Raw genomic sequence first — 16,478 nt, forward strand, 5'->3', positions numbered from 1 at the left:
TTGACCGATAGCGCAGGTCTATGACGTTAAGGTGCTCTGCGTGACAATGCCGAGCATCCCGCATGTGGATATCGAGTCCCTGGAGCACTTCGACCGGCTGCTCGCCGCGGGGGCCACCGCGATGGCGGGGTGGCGGGTGCAGTCGGTGGATCTGACCCGGCGTACGGCGGAGATCGTCGGGCTGAAGCCGATGGGGTCGCTGTTCCTCGGGTGTGTGCTGGAGGAGAAGGCGGACGCGTGGGTCCGCGACGGCGGCGGTCTGGTGTTCCCGGCGATCCCAGAGCTGCCGTTCGACGCGTACCGCGGGCGGCTGTACGACGCCGACGAGCTGTACGCCGGTCTGGAGCACGGGTACGACGCCACTCCGGACGCCCGCATCTACGCCTGGTCCCGCCAGCAGGACGAGAAGGGCGACACCGGCCGCACACTCGCCGCGGCGCTCCACGACCACGCCATCGGCGATGCCCTCACCGAGCTCCCCGACGACAAGCCCTGGGTCGGCGTGATGGGCGGCCACGGCGTGCTGCGGGGCAGCGACGACTACCGCTCCGCCGTACTGCTCGGCCGCACACTCGCGCGCGCGGGCCGGATGGTGGTGACCGGAGGCGGTCCGGGAGCCATGGAGGCCGCCAACCTCGGCGCATCGCTGGCGGCGTACGACGATGCCGTGCTGGATGCTGCTGTTGCGGAGCTGGCCGCCGTACTGTCGTTCCGCCCGTCCATCGGCGACTGGGCGTCCACGGGCCTCGCCGTCCGCTCGCAGTACCCCGGTGACGGCGGAGTGTCGATCCCGACCTGGTTCTACGGTCATGAGCCGCCGAACGTGTTCGCCGGCGCGATCGCGAAGTACTTCTCGAACGCCCAGCGCGAAGACGTCCTGCTCGGCCGTGCGCACGGCGGCATCATCTACCTGACCGGAGCCGCCGGCACCGTCCAGGAGGTCTTCCAGGCGGTCACGCCGAACTACTACGGCGACGCAGCCACCCAGATCCCGCTGATCCTCGTCGGCACCGACTACTGGACCAGCCAGCTCCCGGTCTGGCCCCTGCTCGAGTCCCTCTCCGTCGGCCGCCACATGCGACTCCACCTGGTCGACACGATCGACGAGGCCGCCGGTCTGGTCAGTTGACTCGCTGGGGCTTGAACTGCATCTGCGGGTTGGCGTACGCGTCCTGCGACTCGATGAGCTGCAGCTCGCGCTCACCCGACTCATGGGTCCGGGTGAGCAGTTCGAAGACGCTCGACGTCGTACGGGCCAGCGCCTCCGCGAGATCGCCCGTACGGCGGTAGTGCGCCGTGAAGAGCGCGGCCGTCACGTCGCCCGACCCGTTCGCCTTCATCGGGATGTACGGCGTCTGCACGAGCCATGCGCCGCTGTCGTCGACGGCGAGCATCTCGATCGTGCCTTCCTCGCGGTCCGGGCGCTCGACGCTGGTGACGAGCACCGTCCGCGGTCCGGTCGCGCGCACCAGCTCGACCGAGGCCAGCGTGGACTCGAGCGTGTCCGGCTCGGTGCCGGTCAGGAAGCCCAGCTCGAACTGGTTGGGCGTGATGATGTCGGCCGCCGGAACCACCCGGTCCCGCAACAGCACCGGGATGGCAGGCGCTACGAAGCACCCGGATTTCGCGTTGCCCATCACCGGGTCGCAGGAGTACAAGGCATTCGGGTTGGCCGCCTTGACCCGCTGCACCGCCTCGAGGATCACGTCGGCGATCCCCTCCCCGCCCTGGTAACCCGACAGCACCACGTCGATCTGCGGAAGGACCCCGCGGTCCTCGATCCCGAGCAGCACCTCGCGTACGTCGTCCGGGCTGATCATGGGCCCGCGCCACGCCCCGTAGCCGGTGTGGTTCGAGAAGTTCACCGTGTACACCGGCAGCACCTCGACACCGATCCGCTGCAACGGGAACACAGCTGCCGAGTTACCCACATGCCCGTACGCAACCGCCGACTGAATCGAAAGGATCTTCACTCCCCGATCATCCCATCGCCCGTGATTTGTCGGTGGTGGGGTTTAGCGTGCGCGGCATGACGAACTTCGTGTTGGTGCCGGGGGCTTGGCTGGGTGCGTGGGCCTGGGACGAGGTGGCCGCCGTACTGCGGGCCGAGGGGCACGGCGTCCATCCGGTGACGTTGAGCGGGCTGGCCGACCGGCGGGACGAAGCTGCCGGTCAGCAGCAGCATGTCGACGACATCGTGGCTGTGATCGAGTCGCAGGACCTGCGGGACGTCGTGCTCGCGGGGCACAGCTACTCCGGGATACCGGTCGGTCAGGCGGCGGGGCGGATCGGCGATCGGCTGCGACGGGTGGTGTATGTCGACTCCAACATCCCGACCGACGGGAAGTCGTTCGTCGACGGGTGGTCGGCGGAAGGACAGGCGTGGGTCCGGGACCAGCTGGAGTCGTCCGGTGGCTACTGGCCGCCGCTCACCGCCGAGGACTACGTCGGCCAGGATCTCTCCGACGAGGCGATCGCGCTGATCCTGGAGCGCGGTACGCCGCATCCCGGCCGCTCCATCACCGAGCCGGCTCACCTGGTCCGCCCGATCGGCGAGCTGCCCACGACGTACATCAAGTGCCTGATGGACGGTGCGACACCGTCGTCCGACGTGGCCGAACAGCTCGAGTCACCACAGTGGGAGCTCGTCGAACTCCCCACCGGTCATTGGCCGATGTTCTCCCAGCCCATCGCCCTGGCGAAGATCCTGACGACGGCCTGACGGTTGGTGAGCCGGCCGCGGGTGAAGTCCGCGGGCTCCGTCACTTGCTGGCGGCGGCGAGTTGGCCGCAGGCGCCGTCGATCTCCTGGCCGCGGGTGTCGCGGACGGTGGTGGGGATGCCGGCGGCCTCGAGGCGGCGGACGAACTCGCGCTCGTCGGCCGGGTCGGAGGCGGTCCACTTCGAGCCGGGTGTCGGGTTCAGCGGGATCAGGTTGACGTGCACCCAGCCCCAGTCGCCCCGCGCGTTGAGCTTCTCCGCGAGCAGATCGGCCCGCCAGGCGTGGTCGTTGATGTCGCGGATCATCGCGTACTCGATCGAGACCCGCCGCTTGGTCTGCCGTGCGTACCCCCAGGCAGCGTCGAGCACCTCGTCGACCTTCCACCGGTTGTTGATCGGCACCAGCTCGTCGCGCAGCTCGTCGTCCGGCGCGTGCAGCGACAGCGCGAGCGTGACCGGGATGCCTTCGGTGGCGAGCTGGTTGATCCGCGGCACCAGGCCGACAGTCGACACCGTCACGCCACGGGCCGAGATCCCCAGCCCCTCCGGCGACGGGTCGGTGAACCGGCGTACGGCGCCCATCACGGCCTTGTAGTTGGCCATCGGCTCGCCCATGCCCATGAACACGATGTTGCTGACCCGCCCGGGCCCCCCGGCGATCTCACCGCGCGCCAGCGCCCGCGCACCGTCGACGACCTGCTCGACGATCTCGGCGGTCGACATGTTCCGCGTCAGTCCGCCTTGGCCGGTCGCGCAGAACGGGCACGCCATCCCGCAACCCGCCTGCGAGGACACGCACATCGTGGCGCGGCCCGGATACCGCATCAGGACGGACTCGACCAGCGAACCGTCGAGCAGCTTCCAGAGCGTCTTCCGGGTCTCCCCGTTGTCGCACTCGAGGTCGCGGACGCGGGTCAGCAGCGGCGGCATCAGGTCGGCGACCAGCTTGTCGCGGGTCGCGGCCGGCAGGTCGGTCATCTCGGCCGGGTCGGACACCAGCCGGGAGAAGTAGTGGTTGGACAGCTGCTTGGCGCGGAACGCGGGCTCGCCGAGCGCGGCCACCGCAGTACGCCGCTCCTCCCCCGTGAGGTCAGCGAGGTGCCGCGGCGGCTTCTTGGCGCGACGCGGCTCATCGAACACCAGGGGAAGGGAAGTAGTCATAACCGACCTATTGTCGCAAGGTCGGACTACCGTTCACAAATTCACATCCCATGACCCGCGTCACCCGCGGGCTTGCGGTCGGAGTGGCCGAGTTTGCGGTCCGGGGCTATCCGGTCCCGCACCATCTGCTTGAGCAGCGGGATCTCGGCGAAGCCGCCCTCTGCTTTCCTCGACCACAGCAACTCGCCGTCGAGGCTGATGTCGAACACCCCGCCGGACCCGGGGACCAGCGCGACCTCGCCCAGCTCCTGGGGAAAGGTGGTCAGCAGCTCCTGAGCGGTCCACGCCGCCCGCATCAGCCACCGGCACTGGGTGCAGTACTCGATCTCCAACCGCGGCTCTCTCGTCACGGCGACCAAGGTATCGCCGTGACGAGAGCCGGCCTCAGGCCGAGTAGCCCTTCGGTGGGATCAGCGTGGCGAGCTGGTTGAAGGTCAGCCAGTACGTCGCCGTCGGGGCGAACCCGGCCGGGTCCGCGATCAGTACGGTCTGGTCGCTGTCGTCGTACCCGATCACCGTGAAGTAGTGGTAGATCGTGTAGTTCGGGTAGCCCGGCGGGTGGTTGCTGGCCGGGGCAACGATGTTGGCGACGATCGGGTAGTTGTTGTTGATGTCCAGGACGACGTCCCGCCAGAGCAGGTCACGCTGCGCCTGGGTGGGCGGGTCGTTGGGCATCTCCTTCGTCTCGTACCAGCCGGTGCCGAGGTGGTTGTTGAGCACCCGGGTGACCTGGCCGATCCAGTCCGTGCCGTTGGTCGTGGTCGGCAGCTCGTTCGCCAGCTGCTGCTGACTGGGCGGCGCGATCCGGGCCGAGAGGGCGATCCGGGTCGCGGCCGGGCCGCACCAGTAGCCGGTCTGCTGGTACTGGAAGTCGATGTTCAGCGTTCGGACGGTCTGCGTCGAGTAGCCGAGCTTCGGCACCGGTTTGATCGCTGCGGCGTGAGCTGCATCGACCGGAGCAGTGGGCTGAGCGGTCGCCGGAGACAGCGGGAGGGCGGCGGCTGCGATGAGCGCCAGACCGCAGAGCGCGGCCTTGAACTTCGTCGTGGGGGTCATGTCAGCTCCTCACCGGACGACCGGGGCGGATCATCCTGTGTTTGATACTGACACACAACTCGGTAGGTCGAGTGAAAAAATCACCGACCCTTTCGACCTCAGTGGAAAGGGTCGGTGATTTCCCGCACCAGCCAGCGCACGGCGTGATCCGGGTACGGGCGCGGCAGCGACAGCACGATGTGATCGAACCCCAGCTCGACCGCCCGTTGCACGATCGCGCGCGTGCCGGCCGGGTCGTCGTACGCGACGATCTGCTGCAGCGACCGGCTGAGCGTGGCCGGATCCCGTCCGATCCGGGCGCACTCCGCGTCCAGCCGGCGTACCCGATCGGCGAGGGTGTCGAGGTCGGTGTGTGGCGGGCCGCTGATGTTCCAGATATCGGCGTACTCCGCGACCAGCCGAAGCATGCGGTTGCCCCAGCCGCCGATCAGGAGCGGCGGACCCGCGGGCTGGATCGGCTTGGGTGCGTTACGGTTGCGCTCCAGCGTGAAGTGTTTGCCGTGGAAGTCGAACTCGTCCTCGGTCCACATCCGGCGCAGGATCTCGATCGTCTCGCGGAGGCGGTCGACCCCCTCCCCCGGCGGCACGAGCGTCAATCCGTAGGCGGCGTACTCCTCGATCGCCGGGTTCGGGCCGGTCGGCTGATGGGTTCCGCCCGCACCGAGGCCCATGATCAGCCGGCCGCCGGAGATGACGTCCAGGGTGCTGGCGATCTTGCCGAGCACGGCCGGCGGGCGGATCCGGTTGCTGGTGACGAGCAGGCCGAGGCGGAGCCGGGTGGTCTGCGCGGCGAGAGCGGCGAGCAAGGTCCAGCCCTCGAGGACGTCGCCGTTCTTCGGGCCGGCGAGCGGGAGGAAGTGGTCCCACAGCCAGGCGTCGCGGATCTGCGGGGTCTCGTCGGCCTCGAGCCAGACGCGGCGGATATCGGCGTACGGGACGTGCATCGGGGTGGTCTTCAGACCGAAGGTTGGTTGCATAATCGTCAGGGTAACTGATGATCAGGGCTACTGACGATCAGTGTGGCGGTAGATTAGGTGGCATGTCTGATCGGCTCGGGTATCTGCTGAAACACGTCTTCGCGGAGCTCACCGAAGCTCAGACCAAGGCGCTGGCTCCGCACGGTCTGAACGGGCGTGACCTGGCGGTCCTGTCCGCGATCGTCGCCGGTGAGCCGCTGTCCCAGCTCGAGGTCGCGGCCCGGCTGCGGGTGGACCGCACGTCGATCGGCGATCTGCTGGACGGGCTGGAGGAGCGTGGGTTCGTCGAGCGCCGGCGCAGCCCGGAGGACCGGCGGCGGAATGTCGTAGTACTGACGGCTCTGGGTCAGTCGACATTCGACGAGGCGGAGCGGGTTCGGCTGGAGGTCGAGCGTGAGTTCCTCGCTCCCCTGCCGGCTCCGGACCGTTTCCGGGACGATCTGCGGCTGCTGCTCGGGGAATGAGGGCTCCGGCGCACCCGTTGGACTGAATATGCCCTCCGTCCCGCTGTCAGTCCTGGACCGTTCTCGGACGCGCGTTGGTGAGACGGAGCCGGAGACGCTGCGCGCGACAGTGGAGTTCGCCCAGCAGGTGGAAGACCTTGGCTACAAGCGTTTCTGGGTGTCAGAGCATCACAGCGTGCCTGGGGTGGTCGGCTCGGCGCCGACAGTCCTGGCTGCGGCGGTTGCTGCTCGCACCTCGCACATCCGCGTCGGCACTGGTGGCGTGATGCTGCCGAACCACCAGCCCTTAGTGGTGGCGGAGCAGTTCGGCGTACTGGAGTCGCTGTACCCGGGCCGCATCGACATGGGCCTCGGCCGCTCGGTCGGCTTCACGAACGGGGTACGGCGTGCGCTCGGCGTCGAGAAGGACGCTGCGGACGACTTCAGCGCACAGGTGCAGGAGCTGCTCGGCTATCTGGCCGGTACGTCGGACGTGCACGCGCGTCCGGGCGAAGGGCTGAAGGTCCCGCCGTTCATCCTGGCCGTCGGCTCGGGCGCTTCCATCGCCGCATCGCTCGGGCTACCTGTCGTCCTGGCTGCCGGTCCTGACGCTGTGGACCTGGTCTCGTCCTACCGGGCATCCTTCCAGCCGTCGGCGTGGGCTCCGCAGCCCTACGTCATCCTCGCCGTCACCGCCGCGGTCGGGGACACCACGGAGGCGGCCCGTCAGCTGTTGTTGCCCGAGGCATGGGCCAGCGCTTACTCACGCACTCGCGGCGTCTTCCCGGCGTTGCAGCCCGACGTGCCTGCGACGATGAACGCTCGCGAGCAGGAGTTCTTCGAGAACGCGCTGCGCGGCCAGTACTACGGAACCTCGGACGAGGTGCACGCCGCCGTCGAGGACCTCGTGCAGCGGACAGCCGCGGACGAAGTGCTGATCACGACCAACACCTACGACCGCGACGATCTCCTCGCCTCGTTGGCGAAACTCATCGGCTGATCCTGGCCTCGAGCCGCTTCCGGACATCCGGCCACTCGTCGGCCAGGATCGAGAACACCACGGTGTCGCGGAACGAGCCGTCAGCCATCAGCATGTGCCGCCGCAGCACGCCCTCACGGGTCGCGCCGAGCTTGGCGATCGCCGCCTGCGAGCGGGTGTTCTTCGAGCCGGTCTGGATCTTCACGCGGCCGAATCCGCACACCTCGAAGGCGTGCTCCAGCAGCAGCAGTTTGGCCGCGGGGTTGACCGCGGTCCCCCAGACAGCGGGCGCGTAGCCGGTGTAGCCGAGGTGGATCCGCTCGTTCACCAGGTCGACGTCGGCCAGGCTCGACGTACCGACAACAGTGCCGTCGGCAACCATCCGGACGACGTACGCGAACCGCTTCTCCGCGGCCGGGATCCACTTCGCCCGCATCTCGTCGGCGCTCTTCGGCATTGCGGCTGGGCCGCCGCCGAAGCCTCCGGCGTACACCTGCTCGATGGCGATCGCGGCGTACAGCTCGTCGATATCGGACTCCTGCATCCGATCCAGCCGTACGACGTCGCCGACCAGGGACCGCCCGTCCGGTGCGATCGTCATGGTGTCAGCCCTTCACCAGGAGATGCAGCACCAGCCAGACGATGGGCGCGGTCGCGAGCAGCGAGTCCAACCGGTCCATCACACCGCCGTGGCCGGGCAGCAGGTTCGACATGTCCTTGATGCCCAGGTCACGCTTGATCATCGACTCGCCGAGATCGCCGACCGTCGCGGTCAGCACGGCGACGGCGCCGACGATCGCACCGACCCACCAATGCCCGTCGAGCAGCCAGACAACCCCGGCAATGCCCGCCCCGACACAGGCGAGCGCCGAGCCCGCGAAGCCCTCCCAGGACTTCTTCGGGCTGATCGTCGGCGCCATCGGGTGCTTGCCGAACAGCACGCCGGCCACATAGCCGCCGACGTCGCTGGCGACCACCACCAGGAAGAAGGTCACCACCCGCCCCGGGCCGTCCGCGTCCGGCTGGACCAGCAGGATCGCGAACCCGGCCAGCAACGGCACATAGCCGACCAGGAAGACGCCGGCGCTGACGTCGCGAACGAATCCGATCGAACCACCCGGCATCCGCCAGAAAATGGTCGCCAGCACTGTCAGCGCGAGCGCGACCAGGAGCGCCATCGGTCCGCCGAAATAGGCTGATGCCAGCATCGCCGTCGTACCGGCGAACATCGGGATCCGCGGGATGGCCGCGCCGCCGGTGCGCAGGGCCTTGATCATCTCGTCGACAGCCACCAGGACGACGACGAGCACCAGGACGGTGAACAGGACCTTCTGCCAGTACAGCGATCCGAGGATCAGTGCGCCGAGCCCGACTCCCACCGCGATGGCCGCGGGCAGATTACGCCCGGCACGGCTCGGGCTGGGACTCGGCGCGGGCGTGCTCTCGACGCCCATCACACCTCGAGCAGTTCGGCTTCCTTGTGCTTGAGCAGATCGTCGATCGAGTCGACGTACTTCTTCGTCAACCCGTCGAGCCGCTTCTCAGCACTCTTGCCCTCGTCCTCGCCCGCATCGCCGTCCTTGACCGACTTGTGCACCTGGTCCATGGCGTGCCGGCGGATGTTGCGGACCGAGACCTTGGCTTCCTCGCCCTTGGTCTTGGCGACCTTGATGTACTCCTTGCGCCGCTCCTCGGTCAGCTGCGGCATCACCACCCGGATCACCGCGCCGTCGTTGCCCGGGTTCACACCCAGGTCCGAGTCGCGGATCGCCTTCTCGATCGCCGCCATCGCACCCTTGTCGTACGGCGAGATCAGCACGGTCCGGGGCTCCGGGACCTGGAAACCGGCCAGCTGCTGCAGCGGCGTCGGGCTGCCGTAGTAGTCGGCCAGGATGCCCGCGAACATCTGCGGGTGCGCCCGGCCGGTGCGGATCGCGGCGAAGTCGTCCTTCGCGACCTCCACGGCCTTCGCCATCTTCTGCTCGGCTTCGCGGAGAGCTTCGTCGATCACGACATTCCTCGCTTCCTCTGGGCCGCGTCGATGCGGCCACTCCTACTGCGCCTTGTGACAACCGATCCTAGTGGTACGCCGCCGTACGCCGGGTTATTGCCCCCGGGAGACGACCGTGCCGATCTTCTCGCCGTGGATCACCCGGGCGATGTTGCCCTCCTCGAGGCCGAAGATCACGATCGGCAGCGCGTTGTCGCGGGCCAGGCTGATCGCGGTGGCATCGGCCACCCGGAGGCCGCGGGCCAGGAAGTCGTCGTACGACAGCTGGTCGAACTTGACCGCGTCCGGGTTCTTCTTCGGGTCGGAGTCGTAGACCCCGTCCACGCCCTGCTTGCCCATCAGCAACGCCTCGGCGCCGACCTCGAGCGCGCGCTGGGCGGCGACGGTGTCGGTGGAGAAGTACGGCATCCCGGAGCCGGCGCCGAAGATGACCACGCGGCCCTTCTCCAGGTGCCGCTCAGCCTTGCGCGGGATGTACGGCTCGGCGACCTGGCCCATCGTGATCGCGGTCTGCACCCGGGTCTCGATACCGAGCTTCTCCAGGAAGTCCTGCAGGGCCAGGCAGTTCATCACCGTGCCGAGCATGCCCATGTAGTCGGCGCGGTTCCGCTCCATGCCGCGCTGCTGCAGCTCGGCGCCGCGGAAGAAGTTGCCACCGCCGACCACCACGGCGACCTGGACACCGGCCCGGGCCACGTCGGCGATCTGCTTGGCGATCGAGTTCACGACGTCGGGGTCGACGCCCAGCTTGCCGCCGCCGAACACCTCACCCGACAGCTTGAGCAACACCCGGTGGTAGGCCGGGGCGAACGGCGAAGAGGCCGGATTCGTCTCGGTACCCAGGGTTTCCGTCACGATTCCGGCCTCCTCGTTCGTTGCTGTCCTGTTCAGATCCTCGTCGGGATCAGGCGCCGACCTCGAAGCGGGCGAACCGCTTCACGGTCACACCGGCCTCGTCCAGGACGGCCTTCACGGACTTCTTGCTCTCGGTCACCGACGGCTGCTCGAGCAGAACGACGTCCTTGAAGAAGCCGTTCACCCGGCCCTCGACGATCTTCAGCAACGCCTGCTCCGGCTTGCCCTCCTCGCGGGCGGTCGCCTCGGCGATCCGCTTCTCGTTCTCGACCGTCTCGGCCGGGACCTCGTCGCGGGTGGTGTACAGCGGGCGCATCGCGGCGGCCTGCATGGCAGCGCCACGGGCGGCCTCGACGTTGTCGCCCTCGAACTCGACCAGCACGCCGACCTGGGCCGGCAGATCCGCGGCACGCTTGTGCATGTACGCGGTCACCTGGCCGTCGAACACGGCCACCTTGCCGAGCTCCAGCTTCTCGCCGATGACGGCGGCCAGGGCCTCGATGTTCTCGGCGACCGACTTGCCGTCGGTCAGCTTCTCGTTCAGCAGGCCCTCGACGTCGCCGACCTTGCTCGCCGAGGCGTGCGCGACGATGTCGGCGGCGAGCTGCTGGAACTGCTCGTTCTTGGCGACGAAGTCGGTCTCGCAGTTCAGCTGGACCAGCGCGTTCTCCGCCGCGGCCACCAGGCCGTTGGTGGCGGACCGCTCGGCGCCGCGCTTGGCCGCCTTGGCCGCGCCGTGGATGCGCAGCTCCTCGATCGCCTTCTCGAAGTCGCCGTCGGTGGTCTCGAGCGCCTTCTTCGCGTCCATCATGCCCGCGCCGGTGGCGTCGCGGAGCTTCTTCACGTCAGCGGCGGTGTAGTTCGCCATTCCTCGTTCTCTCGTCTTGTCGATGCGGCTGGATGGGCGGGGCAGGCCCGGTTGCGGACCGTGCGACGCAGCTGGGTGCCGCCCGGCGGGACCGGGCGGCATCCACGGCTGTCAGGCCTCGTCGGCCCTCGGGGTCTCGTCGGCCTTCGCCTCGGTCGCGGCCTCGGTCGCGGCCGGGGCCTCCTCGGCCGGGGTCTCCTCGGACTTGGCCTCGGCGGCTTCCGGCGCGGTCTCGATGACGGCGTCGGTCGCGACCGGCTCGGTCAGGACGTCGGCGGCCGGGGTGGCCGGGGCAGCCTCGGCGGCCTTCTCCTCGGTCTTGGCGGTGCCGTTCTGGCTCTCCAGCAGCTCGCGCTCCCAGGCGGCCAGCGGCTCCTCCTGGCCCAGCTCCTCGCCGGAGGCGGCAGCGCCCTGGCCGGAGCGGCCCATCAGACCGTCGGCGACGGCGTCGGCGACGACCCGGGTCAGCAGGCCGACCGAGCGGATCGCGTCGTCGTTCCCCGGGATCGGGTAGTCGACCTCGTCCGGGTCGCAGTTGGTGTCCAGGATGCCGATGATCGGCAGCTTCAGCTTGCGCGCCTCGTCGACGGCGAGGTGCTCCTTCTTGGTGTCCACGATCCACACGGCGGCCGGAACCCGGGCCATGTCGCGGATACCGCCGAGGGTCTTGAGCAGCTTGTCGTGCTCGCGACGCTTCTGCAGCAGCTCCTTCTTCGTGACACCGGAGGCGGCGACGTCGTCGAAGTCGATCAGCTCGAGCTCCTTGAGACGCTGGAGCCGCTTGTTCACGGTCTGGAAGTTGGTCAGCATGCCGCCCAGCCAGCGCTGGTTCACGTACGGCATCCCGACCCGGGTCGCCTGCTCGGCGATCGCTTCCTGGGCCTGCTTCTTCGTGCCGACGAACAGGATCGCCCCGCCCGACGCGACCGTGCTGCGGACGAACTCGTACGCGCGGTCGATGTAGGACAGCGACTGCTGCAGGTCGATGATGTAGATGCCGTTGCGCTCGGTGAGGATGTAGCGCTTCATCTTCGGGTTCCAGCGCCGGGTCTGGTGCCCGAAGTGCACGCCGCTCTCGAGCAGCTGCTTCATGGTCACGACGGCCATGAGGTGGTCTCCTTTGGCGACCCGGCTGATTCGTCCGGGTCTACTCGGTTGTCTCGCGTCGGATCGGATGATCCGCAGCTCCTGATGCCCGTCGCGCCGCTCCGCCCGGATCACTCCGGGACCGCTGGAACGACAGCACTTGTGCGGGCATGCGTAGTCGCCCCACCTAGATGGGGCGCCACCGGAAGTGTACGTGACCACCCGCGGGCAACGCGAACCGGCCCTGGTTATCCACAAACCTCTTCTTCGGGGCCTCCGGCCGACGCCGACGACGGCATCTTCCCTGGCATGAACCTCGCCCTGCTCTCCCTCGCCATCCTGCCCACCACCGCCTCCGACTGGCCGCTCCAGCCCCGTCCGGAGGTCGTCCACGGCTTCGAACTACCCGCCAAACCGTGGCTCCCCGGCCACCGCGGCGTCGACCTGGCCGGCCACCCCGGCCAACCCGTCCTCGCCGCGACCCCCGGCACGATCACGTACGCCGGACCACTGGCCGGCCGCGGCGTCATCACGATCACCACCGGCACCCGTCGCACGACGTACGAACCGGTCGTGCCCGCGGTGTCGGTCGGCACCACCGTCCAGACCGGCACCGTCATAGGCCGCCTGTCCGCCGCCGGCTCACACTGCCGGCCGAGGACCTGCCTGCACTGGGGCCTGCTCGACGCCAAGCAATACCTGAATCCGCTAACCCTCGTGCCCAACCGACCGGTCCGCCTACTCCCCCTCGCCGATCCACCTGCCGACCCCGTTCCGGCGGCGCACGCCCCGGCTGCCCGACCACCATCCGCGCCACCAGCGGCCGGCGAGGCCGACCGGCGGACGGCCAAGCTGATCATCGCCGCGACGGCAGCGCTGACGCTGACCGCCGGCCTGCTGATCAGACGCGAGTAGCCGTCACCCGCGCCCGAATGCTCAGCTGCCGGGGACGCGGGCCTGCCAGGCGTCCTCGTCCTTCGAGCGGCGCTCGACGCCGGCCGGGAGCTTGTTCTTGGCGAGATCGATCAACGTCGTGTTCTCGAGTACGTCGCGCAGGCTGGCGCGAGCCGCGATCCAGACCCGTTGGAGGACCACCGCATGTTCGTTGTACGAAACGCTCTCCGGCCGGACACCGGAGATGCTCACGATCGGACCGTCCACCGCCCGCATCACGTCGGCGACCGAGATGTCGTTGGGGTCGACGGCCAGCCGCCATCCACCCGACTGCCCGCGCTGACTCGACAGCACGCCGGCCCGGCGCAGGTCGGCGAGGATGCCCTGCAGGAAGCCGTGCGGAATGCCCTGCGCCCGGCTGAGCTCCTCGGCCGACACCACCGAAGGATCGTCGGCCACCCACCGTTGGGTGATCTCGATCAGAGCTCGCAACGCATAGTCAGACTTCGCCGAAACCCGCATGTCCCGCAGTCTGCCGCATCGGGCCACTCACGCGCCGCATCCCCCGCAGACAGACCCGTTCTGCGCCGGGTGTCGTGGTCAGGCGCGCGGATGCGCCTGCTGGTACGCCTTCCGCAGCCGATCGCTCGAAACGTGGGTGTAGACCTGCGTCGTCGCCAGCGACGCGTGCCCGAGCAGTTCCTGCACGCTCCGAAGGTCCGCCCCGCCTTCGAGCAGATGTGTCGCCGCCGTGTGCCGCAGTCCGTGCGGGGCCAGATCCGGTGCGTCGACGACCGCGACCCGCTCGTGCACCATCCGCCGTACCGCTCGTTGGTCGATCCGGCCACCACGCGCGCCGAGGAACGCGGCCGGTCCGCTTCCCGCACGCGCCAGCTGCGGCCGCGCCTCGGCCAGCCATCGCTCGAGCGCTTCCCCAGCGGGTACGCCGTACGGGACCGACCGTTCCTTGCGCCCCTTGCCGAACACACGGACTACGCGGCGCGACCGGTCGATGTCGTCGACGTCGAGCGCGCACAGCTCGCCGACGCGGATCCCGGTTGCGTACAGGAGCTCCATGATCGCGAGGTCACGCAACCCGACCGGACTTCCGTCGTCAGCGGCAACGGCTGCCGCATCGAGGACGGCTCGCGTGTCCGCCTGACCCAGCACGCCCGGCAGCGTCTTGTGCGGTTTGGGGCTGGCGAGCAATGCTCCCGGGTCCGTACCGATTCGTTCGGTCCGCTGCGCCCACGCGGTGAACACCCTTGCGGCCGTCGCCCGGCGAGCCATCGTGCTGCGGGATTTCCCCAGACTTTGCTGTTTGGCCAGCCAGGACCGCAGCCCCCGGATGTCCAGCCCGCCCAGATCATCGTGACCAAGCCGAATCAAATGTTCGAGTAAATCCGCGACATCCCCGATGTAGGCTCTGACCGAGTGAGTGCTGAGGTCCCTTTCCGCCGTCAGATGCCGTTCGTAGTCAGCCAGTAACTGAGTGAAGCCTTCCGGCCAGGAAGGGTTCCCACTGACATCGTCCGGCGTCATGTCTCGACGATGCGTGAGGTGGCCCGGCATCGCAAGCCACCGCGCGGAGACCGGCGAGAGGAGGTCTGGTCGATAGCCCGACGGTCGACTACTGTTCGGCCCGATTGCCCTAGTAGCAACGGAGGCACCCCTGACCATGGCCCCCTCAGCGAACGGACAGACCGTAGGCCGGCGCCTGCCGGTCGAGTCGGCGTTCACTCGAGTCGAGGACGCGCGGCACCGTCTGCCGCGCTTGTTCGGTCGTCGCGACCTGGTCGTACTCGGCCTGGGCGTGATGATCGGCTCCGGCATCTTCAGCATCAGCGGCGTCCAGGCGGCCAATGTCGCCGGACCGGCAGTGATCCTGTCGTTCGTCATCGCCGCGATCGTCTGCGTGCTGGCCGCGGCCTGTTACGCCGAGCTGTCCTCGACGATCCCTGTCTCCGGTAGCGCGTACACCTTCAGTTACGTGACTTTCGGCGAGATGTGGGCCTGGCTGGTCGGTTGGGCGCTCGTGCTCGAACTCGTCACCGCGGCGGCGATCGTCGCTCGCGTCTGGTCGGCGTACTTCCTGGCCACGCTGGACGGATTCGGAGTCACACTGCCGGACGGCATCGCGCAGTTCTTCGGTCCCGAGGCGAAGGTGAACCTCGTTGCCCCCTTGCTGCTGCTGGTTCTGACCGCGCTGATCGTCACCGGCACCAAGCTGTCGGCCCGGGTGCTGACCGTCGTCGTGATCGCGAAGGTCGCGGTGATCCTGCTCGTCGTGATCGTCGGTGCGGCGCACGTGAGCATGTCGAACTACCACCCGTTCGTGCCGCCGGCCCGGGCCGCGCCCGCGACCGCGAGTCCGACGTTGCTGGGCTGGATCCTGGACTCGTCGTTCGGATCGTTCGGGACGATGGGCATTTTCACCGCCGCCAGCACGATCGTGTTCGCGTACATCGGCTTCGACCTGATCGCGACCGCGTCGGAAGACGCCCGCAGCCCGCGGAAGACCGTCCCGCAAGGAATGCTGCTCGGCGTCGGCGCGGTGACCATCCTGTACATCGCGATGGCAGTCGTCCTGGTCGGCATGCGCCCGTACGGCAAGCTCGGCGGAGCCGCTCCGGTATCCGAAGCATTAGCCGCGGTCGGAGTCGGATGGGCCGCGAAGGTGGTCAATCTAGGTGCTTTGCTCGCGTTGATGACGGTGATCATGGTGGTACTCATCGCGCAGAGCCGTGTCCTGTTCAACATGGGTCGTGACGGCCTGCTGCCGAAGAGCCTCGGCCGGGTCAGCCGGGTGTACTCCTCCCCCGCCCGCGCCGCCGGCTTCGCAGGTCTCGCCGCGCTGGCGCTCACGCTCTACCCGAAGGTCCTCGAGCTCGAGGAGCTGCTGGTCATCGGCGCGCTGTTCTGCTTCGCGTTCTGCGCGGTCGGCGTACTGACGCTGCGGCGCTCGGAGCCGAACCTGGAGCGCGGCTTCCGGGTGCCGATGGTCCCGCTGATCCCGCTGCTGTCGCTCGCCTCGACGGTGTGGCTGATGCTGAACCTGAAGACCAGCACCTGGACCAAGTTCGGCGTCTGGATGCTCCTCGGCATCGCGATCTACGCCCTCTACGGCCGCTGGCACAGCCGCCTCGCCAACGAGGACAGCTGGGACTTCGACCTGGGCGACACCGACCCCGGCACCGGCGGCCTACAAGCCATCCGCCCCGACCCCGACCGCGAACTCCGCGCAATCCGCACTCCACCCGACCAGCAACACCCCCAAAAACCCACCCGCGGCAAACACATGCGCAACTAACCCGCTAGACCAGCGCGTCGGCTGCAGCTGCGAACAACGCGTTCACGCACTGCCGATGCAAGCAGCGGCAGCAGGCGTCCACCAGCTCGACCAGGAGCGACATTGCGGCTTGCGGCAC

At 68.6% G+C, this 16,478-nt stretch carries 19 protein-coding genes; 6 read left to right on the forward strand and 13 right to left on the reverse strand.

Translation table 11 applies throughout. The features are described 5' to 3' along the window. Positions 1-46 precede the first annotated feature (46 nt). Entirely contained in the window at positions 47-1,129 is a 1,083-nt protein-coding gene (locus OHA10_RS37835; protein WP_371408030.1) for an LOG family protein, read from the forward strand. Here the strand turns inward: OHA10_RS37835 and pdxY are convergent. Beyond that, positions 1,122-1,973: a pyridoxal kinase PdxY gene (gene pdxY / locus OHA10_RS37840; RefSeq protein ID WP_371403606.1), complete on the reverse strand. Its 852-nt coding sequence runs from the start codon at positions 1,971-1,973 to the stop codon at positions 1,122-1,124. The two genes, OHA10_RS37835 and pdxY, sit on opposite strands and share 8 nt — an antisense overlap. 56 nt (positions 1,974-2,029) lie before the next feature. On the opposite strand from pdxY, the gene OHA10_RS37845 reads away from it, so the two are divergent. Continuing rightward, positions 2,030-2,722 carry an alpha/beta fold hydrolase gene (locus OHA10_RS37845; protein ID WP_371403607.1) on the forward strand — a complete coding sequence of 231 codons (693 nt, stop codon included), beginning with the start codon at positions 2,030-2,032 and terminating at the stop codon, positions 2,720-2,722. 40 nt (positions 2,723-2,762) lie between these two features. Here OHA10_RS37845 and rlmN read toward each other — a convergent pair whose 3' ends face one another. The 4 genes from rlmN to OHA10_RS37865 form a co-directional block, all read right to left on the reverse strand. After that, on the reverse strand, positions 2,763-3,881 hold the full coding sequence (gene rlmN, locus OHA10_RS37850; RefSeq protein ID WP_134111626.1) for a 23S rRNA (adenine(2503)-C(2))-methyltransferase RlmN: 1,119 nt from the start codon (positions 3,879-3,881) through the stop codon (positions 2,763-2,765). A gap of 41 nt (positions 3,882-3,922) precedes the next feature. Beyond that, on the reverse strand, positions 3,923-4,231 hold the full coding sequence (locus tag OHA10_RS37855) for a SelT/SelW/SelH family protein (RefSeq protein ID WP_371403608.1): 309 nt from the start codon (positions 4,229-4,231) through the stop codon (positions 3,923-3,925). Between the two features lie 34 nt (positions 4,232-4,265). Next, positions 4,266-4,937 (reverse strand): C39 family peptidase, encoded by a 672-nt coding sequence (locus OHA10_RS37860; RefSeq protein ID WP_371403609.1) that lies wholly within the window; start codon positions 4,935-4,937, stop codon positions 4,266-4,268. A gap of 98 nt (positions 4,938-5,035) precedes the next feature. Continuing rightward, complete coding sequence (locus OHA10_RS37865) at positions 5,036-5,914, reverse strand: LLM class flavin-dependent oxidoreductase (RefSeq protein WP_371403610.1); 879 nt, start codon at positions 5,912-5,914, stop codon at positions 5,036-5,038. Between the two features lie 62 nt (positions 5,915-5,976). Here OHA10_RS37865 and OHA10_RS37870 point away from each other — a divergent pair, with 62 nt between their 5' ends. Next, entirely contained in the window at positions 5,977-6,378 is a 402-nt protein-coding gene (locus OHA10_RS37870) for a MarR family winged helix-turn-helix transcriptional regulator (RefSeq protein ID WP_371403611.1), read from the forward strand. 28 nt (positions 6,379-6,406) lie between these two features. After that, a complete protein-coding gene (locus OHA10_RS37875) occupies positions 6,407-7,357 on the forward strand; it encodes an LLM class flavin-dependent oxidoreductase (RefSeq protein ID WP_371403612.1) in 951 nt (316 codons plus the stop codon). Here OHA10_RS37875 and OHA10_RS37880 read toward each other — a convergent pair. From OHA10_RS37880 to rpsB, 6 genes are all read right to left on the reverse strand, one after another. Beyond that, on the reverse strand, positions 7,347-7,937 hold the full coding sequence (locus tag OHA10_RS37880) for a GNAT family N-acetyltransferase (RefSeq protein ID WP_371403613.1): 591 nt from the start codon (positions 7,935-7,937) through the stop codon (positions 7,347-7,349). The genes OHA10_RS37875 and OHA10_RS37880 overlap by 11 nt on opposite strands. Positions 7,938-7,941: 4 nt before the next feature. Beyond that, the gene (locus OHA10_RS37885) at positions 7,942-8,790 is read right to left on the reverse strand and encodes a phosphatidate cytidylyltransferase (RefSeq protein ID WP_371403614.1); all 849 of its coding nucleotides are present in this window, start codon (positions 8,788-8,790) and stop codon (positions 7,942-7,944) included. Continuing rightward, entirely contained in the window at positions 8,790-9,344 is a 555-nt protein-coding gene (gene frr, locus OHA10_RS37890) for a ribosome recycling factor (protein ID WP_371408031.1), read from the reverse strand. Before frr ends, OHA10_RS37885 begins: the two co-directional genes overlap by 1 nt. Before the next feature lie 96 nt (positions 9,345-9,440). Further along, complete coding sequence (pyrH, locus tag OHA10_RS37895) at positions 9,441-10,202, reverse strand: UMP kinase (protein ID WP_233715185.1); 762 nt, start codon at positions 10,200-10,202, stop codon at positions 9,441-9,443. A 49-nt stretch (positions 10,203-10,251) separates the two neighbouring features. After that, positions 10,252-11,070, reverse strand: coding sequence for a translation elongation factor Ts (tsf, locus tag OHA10_RS37900; RefSeq protein WP_371403615.1), 819 nt, complete (start codon positions 11,068-11,070; stop codon positions 10,252-10,254). 111 nt (positions 11,071-11,181) lie between these two features. Then, positions 11,182-12,177, reverse strand: coding sequence for a 30S ribosomal protein S2 (gene rpsB, locus OHA10_RS37905; RefSeq protein ID WP_371403616.1), 996 nt, complete (start codon positions 12,175-12,177; stop codon positions 11,182-11,184). A gap of 288 nt (positions 12,178-12,465) precedes the next feature. On the opposite strand from rpsB, the gene OHA10_RS37910 reads away from it, so the two are divergent. Next, positions 12,466-13,071 carry a M23 family metallopeptidase gene (locus tag OHA10_RS37910; RefSeq protein ID WP_371403617.1) on the forward strand — a complete coding sequence of 202 codons (606 nt, stop codon included), beginning with the start codon at positions 12,466-12,468 and terminating at the stop codon, positions 13,069-13,071. Between the two features lie 21 nt (positions 13,072-13,092). Here OHA10_RS37910 and OHA10_RS37915 read toward each other — a convergent pair whose 3' ends face one another. Both OHA10_RS37915 and OHA10_RS37920 read right to left on the reverse strand, forming a co-directional pair. After that, positions 13,093-13,572 carry an Rrf2 family transcriptional regulator gene (locus OHA10_RS37915; protein ID WP_130449293.1) on the reverse strand — a complete coding sequence of 160 codons (480 nt, stop codon included), beginning with the start codon at positions 13,570-13,572 and terminating at the stop codon, positions 13,093-13,095. Between the two features lie 78 nt (positions 13,573-13,650). Continuing rightward, positions 13,651-14,592: a tyrosine recombinase XerC gene (locus OHA10_RS37920; RefSeq protein WP_371403618.1), complete on the reverse strand. Its 942-nt coding sequence runs from the start codon at positions 14,590-14,592 to the stop codon at positions 13,651-13,653. A gap of 136 nt (positions 14,593-14,728) precedes the next feature. Here OHA10_RS37920 and OHA10_RS37925 point away from each other — a divergent pair, with 136 nt between their 5' ends. Next, the gene (locus OHA10_RS37925; protein ID WP_371403619.1) at positions 14,729-16,360 is read left to right on the forward strand and encodes an APC family permease; all 1,632 of its coding nucleotides are present in this window, start codon (positions 14,729-14,731) and stop codon (positions 16,358-16,360) included. The last annotated feature ends 118 nt before the right edge of the window (positions 16,361-16,478 follow it).

Origin of the sequence: Kribbella sp. NBC_00662, from assembly GCF_041430295.1 — a bacterium.
Classification (GTDB): domain Bacteria; phylum Actinomycetota; class Actinomycetes; order Propionibacteriales; family Kribbellaceae; genus Kribbella.

What these genes read in the sequence shown, in the direction of transcription:
- OHA10_RS37835 (WP_371408030.1), top strand. Translation starts at nt 47, where the DNA reads ATGCCGAGCATCCCGCATGTGGATATCGAGTCCCTGGAGCACTTCGAC.
- OHA10_RS37845 (WP_371403607.1), top strand. Translation starts at nt 2,030, where the DNA reads ATGACGAACTTCGTGTTGGTGCCGGGGGCTTGGCTGGGTGCGTGGGCC.
- rlmN (WP_134111626.1), bottom strand. Translation starts at nt 3,881, where the DNA reads ATGACTACTTCCCTTCCCCTGGTGTTCGATGAGCCGCGTCGCGCCAAG.
- OHA10_RS37860 (WP_371403609.1), bottom strand. Translation starts at nt 4,937, where the DNA reads ATGACCCCCACGACGAAGTTCAAGGCCGCGCTCTGCGGTCTGGCGCTC.
- OHA10_RS37865 (WP_371403610.1), bottom strand. Translation starts at nt 5,914, where the DNA reads ATGCAACCAACCTTCGGTCTGAAGACCACCCCGATGCACGTCCCGTAC.
- OHA10_RS37870 (WP_371403611.1), top strand. Translation starts at nt 5,977, where the DNA reads ATGTCTGATCGGCTCGGGTATCTGCTGAAACACGTCTTCGCGGAGCTC.
- OHA10_RS37875 (WP_371403612.1), top strand. Translation starts at nt 6,407, where the DNA reads ATGCCCTCCGTCCCGCTGTCAGTCCTGGACCGTTCTCGGACGCGCGTT.
- OHA10_RS37880 (WP_371403613.1), bottom strand. Translation starts at nt 7,937, where the DNA reads ATGACGATCGCACCGGACGGGCGGTCCCTGGTCGGCGACGTCGTACGG.
- OHA10_RS37885 (WP_371403614.1), bottom strand. Translation starts at nt 8,790, where the DNA reads ATGGGCGTCGAGAGCACGCCCGCGCCGAGTCCCAGCCCGAGCCGTGCC.
- tsf (WP_371403615.1), bottom strand. Translation starts at nt 11,070, where the DNA reads ATGGCGAACTACACCGCCGCTGACGTGAAGAAGCTCCGCGACGCCACC.
- rpsB (WP_371403616.1), bottom strand. Translation starts at nt 12,177, where the DNA reads ATGGCCGTCGTGACCATGAAGCAGCTGCTCGAGAGCGGCGTGCACTTC.
- OHA10_RS37910 (WP_371403617.1), top strand. Translation starts at nt 12,466, where the DNA reads ATGAACCTCGCCCTGCTCTCCCTCGCCATCCTGCCCACCACCGCCTCC.
- OHA10_RS37915 (WP_130449293.1), bottom strand. Translation starts at nt 13,572, where the DNA reads ATGCGGGTTTCGGCGAAGTCTGACTATGCGTTGCGAGCTCTGATCGAG.
- OHA10_RS37920 (WP_371403618.1), bottom strand. Translation starts at nt 14,592, where the DNA reads ATGACGCCGGACGATGTCAGTGGGAACCCTTCCTGGCCGGAAGGCTTC.
- OHA10_RS37925 (WP_371403619.1), top strand. Translation starts at nt 14,729, where the DNA reads ATGGCCCCCTCAGCGAACGGACAGACCGTAGGCCGGCGCCTGCCGGTC.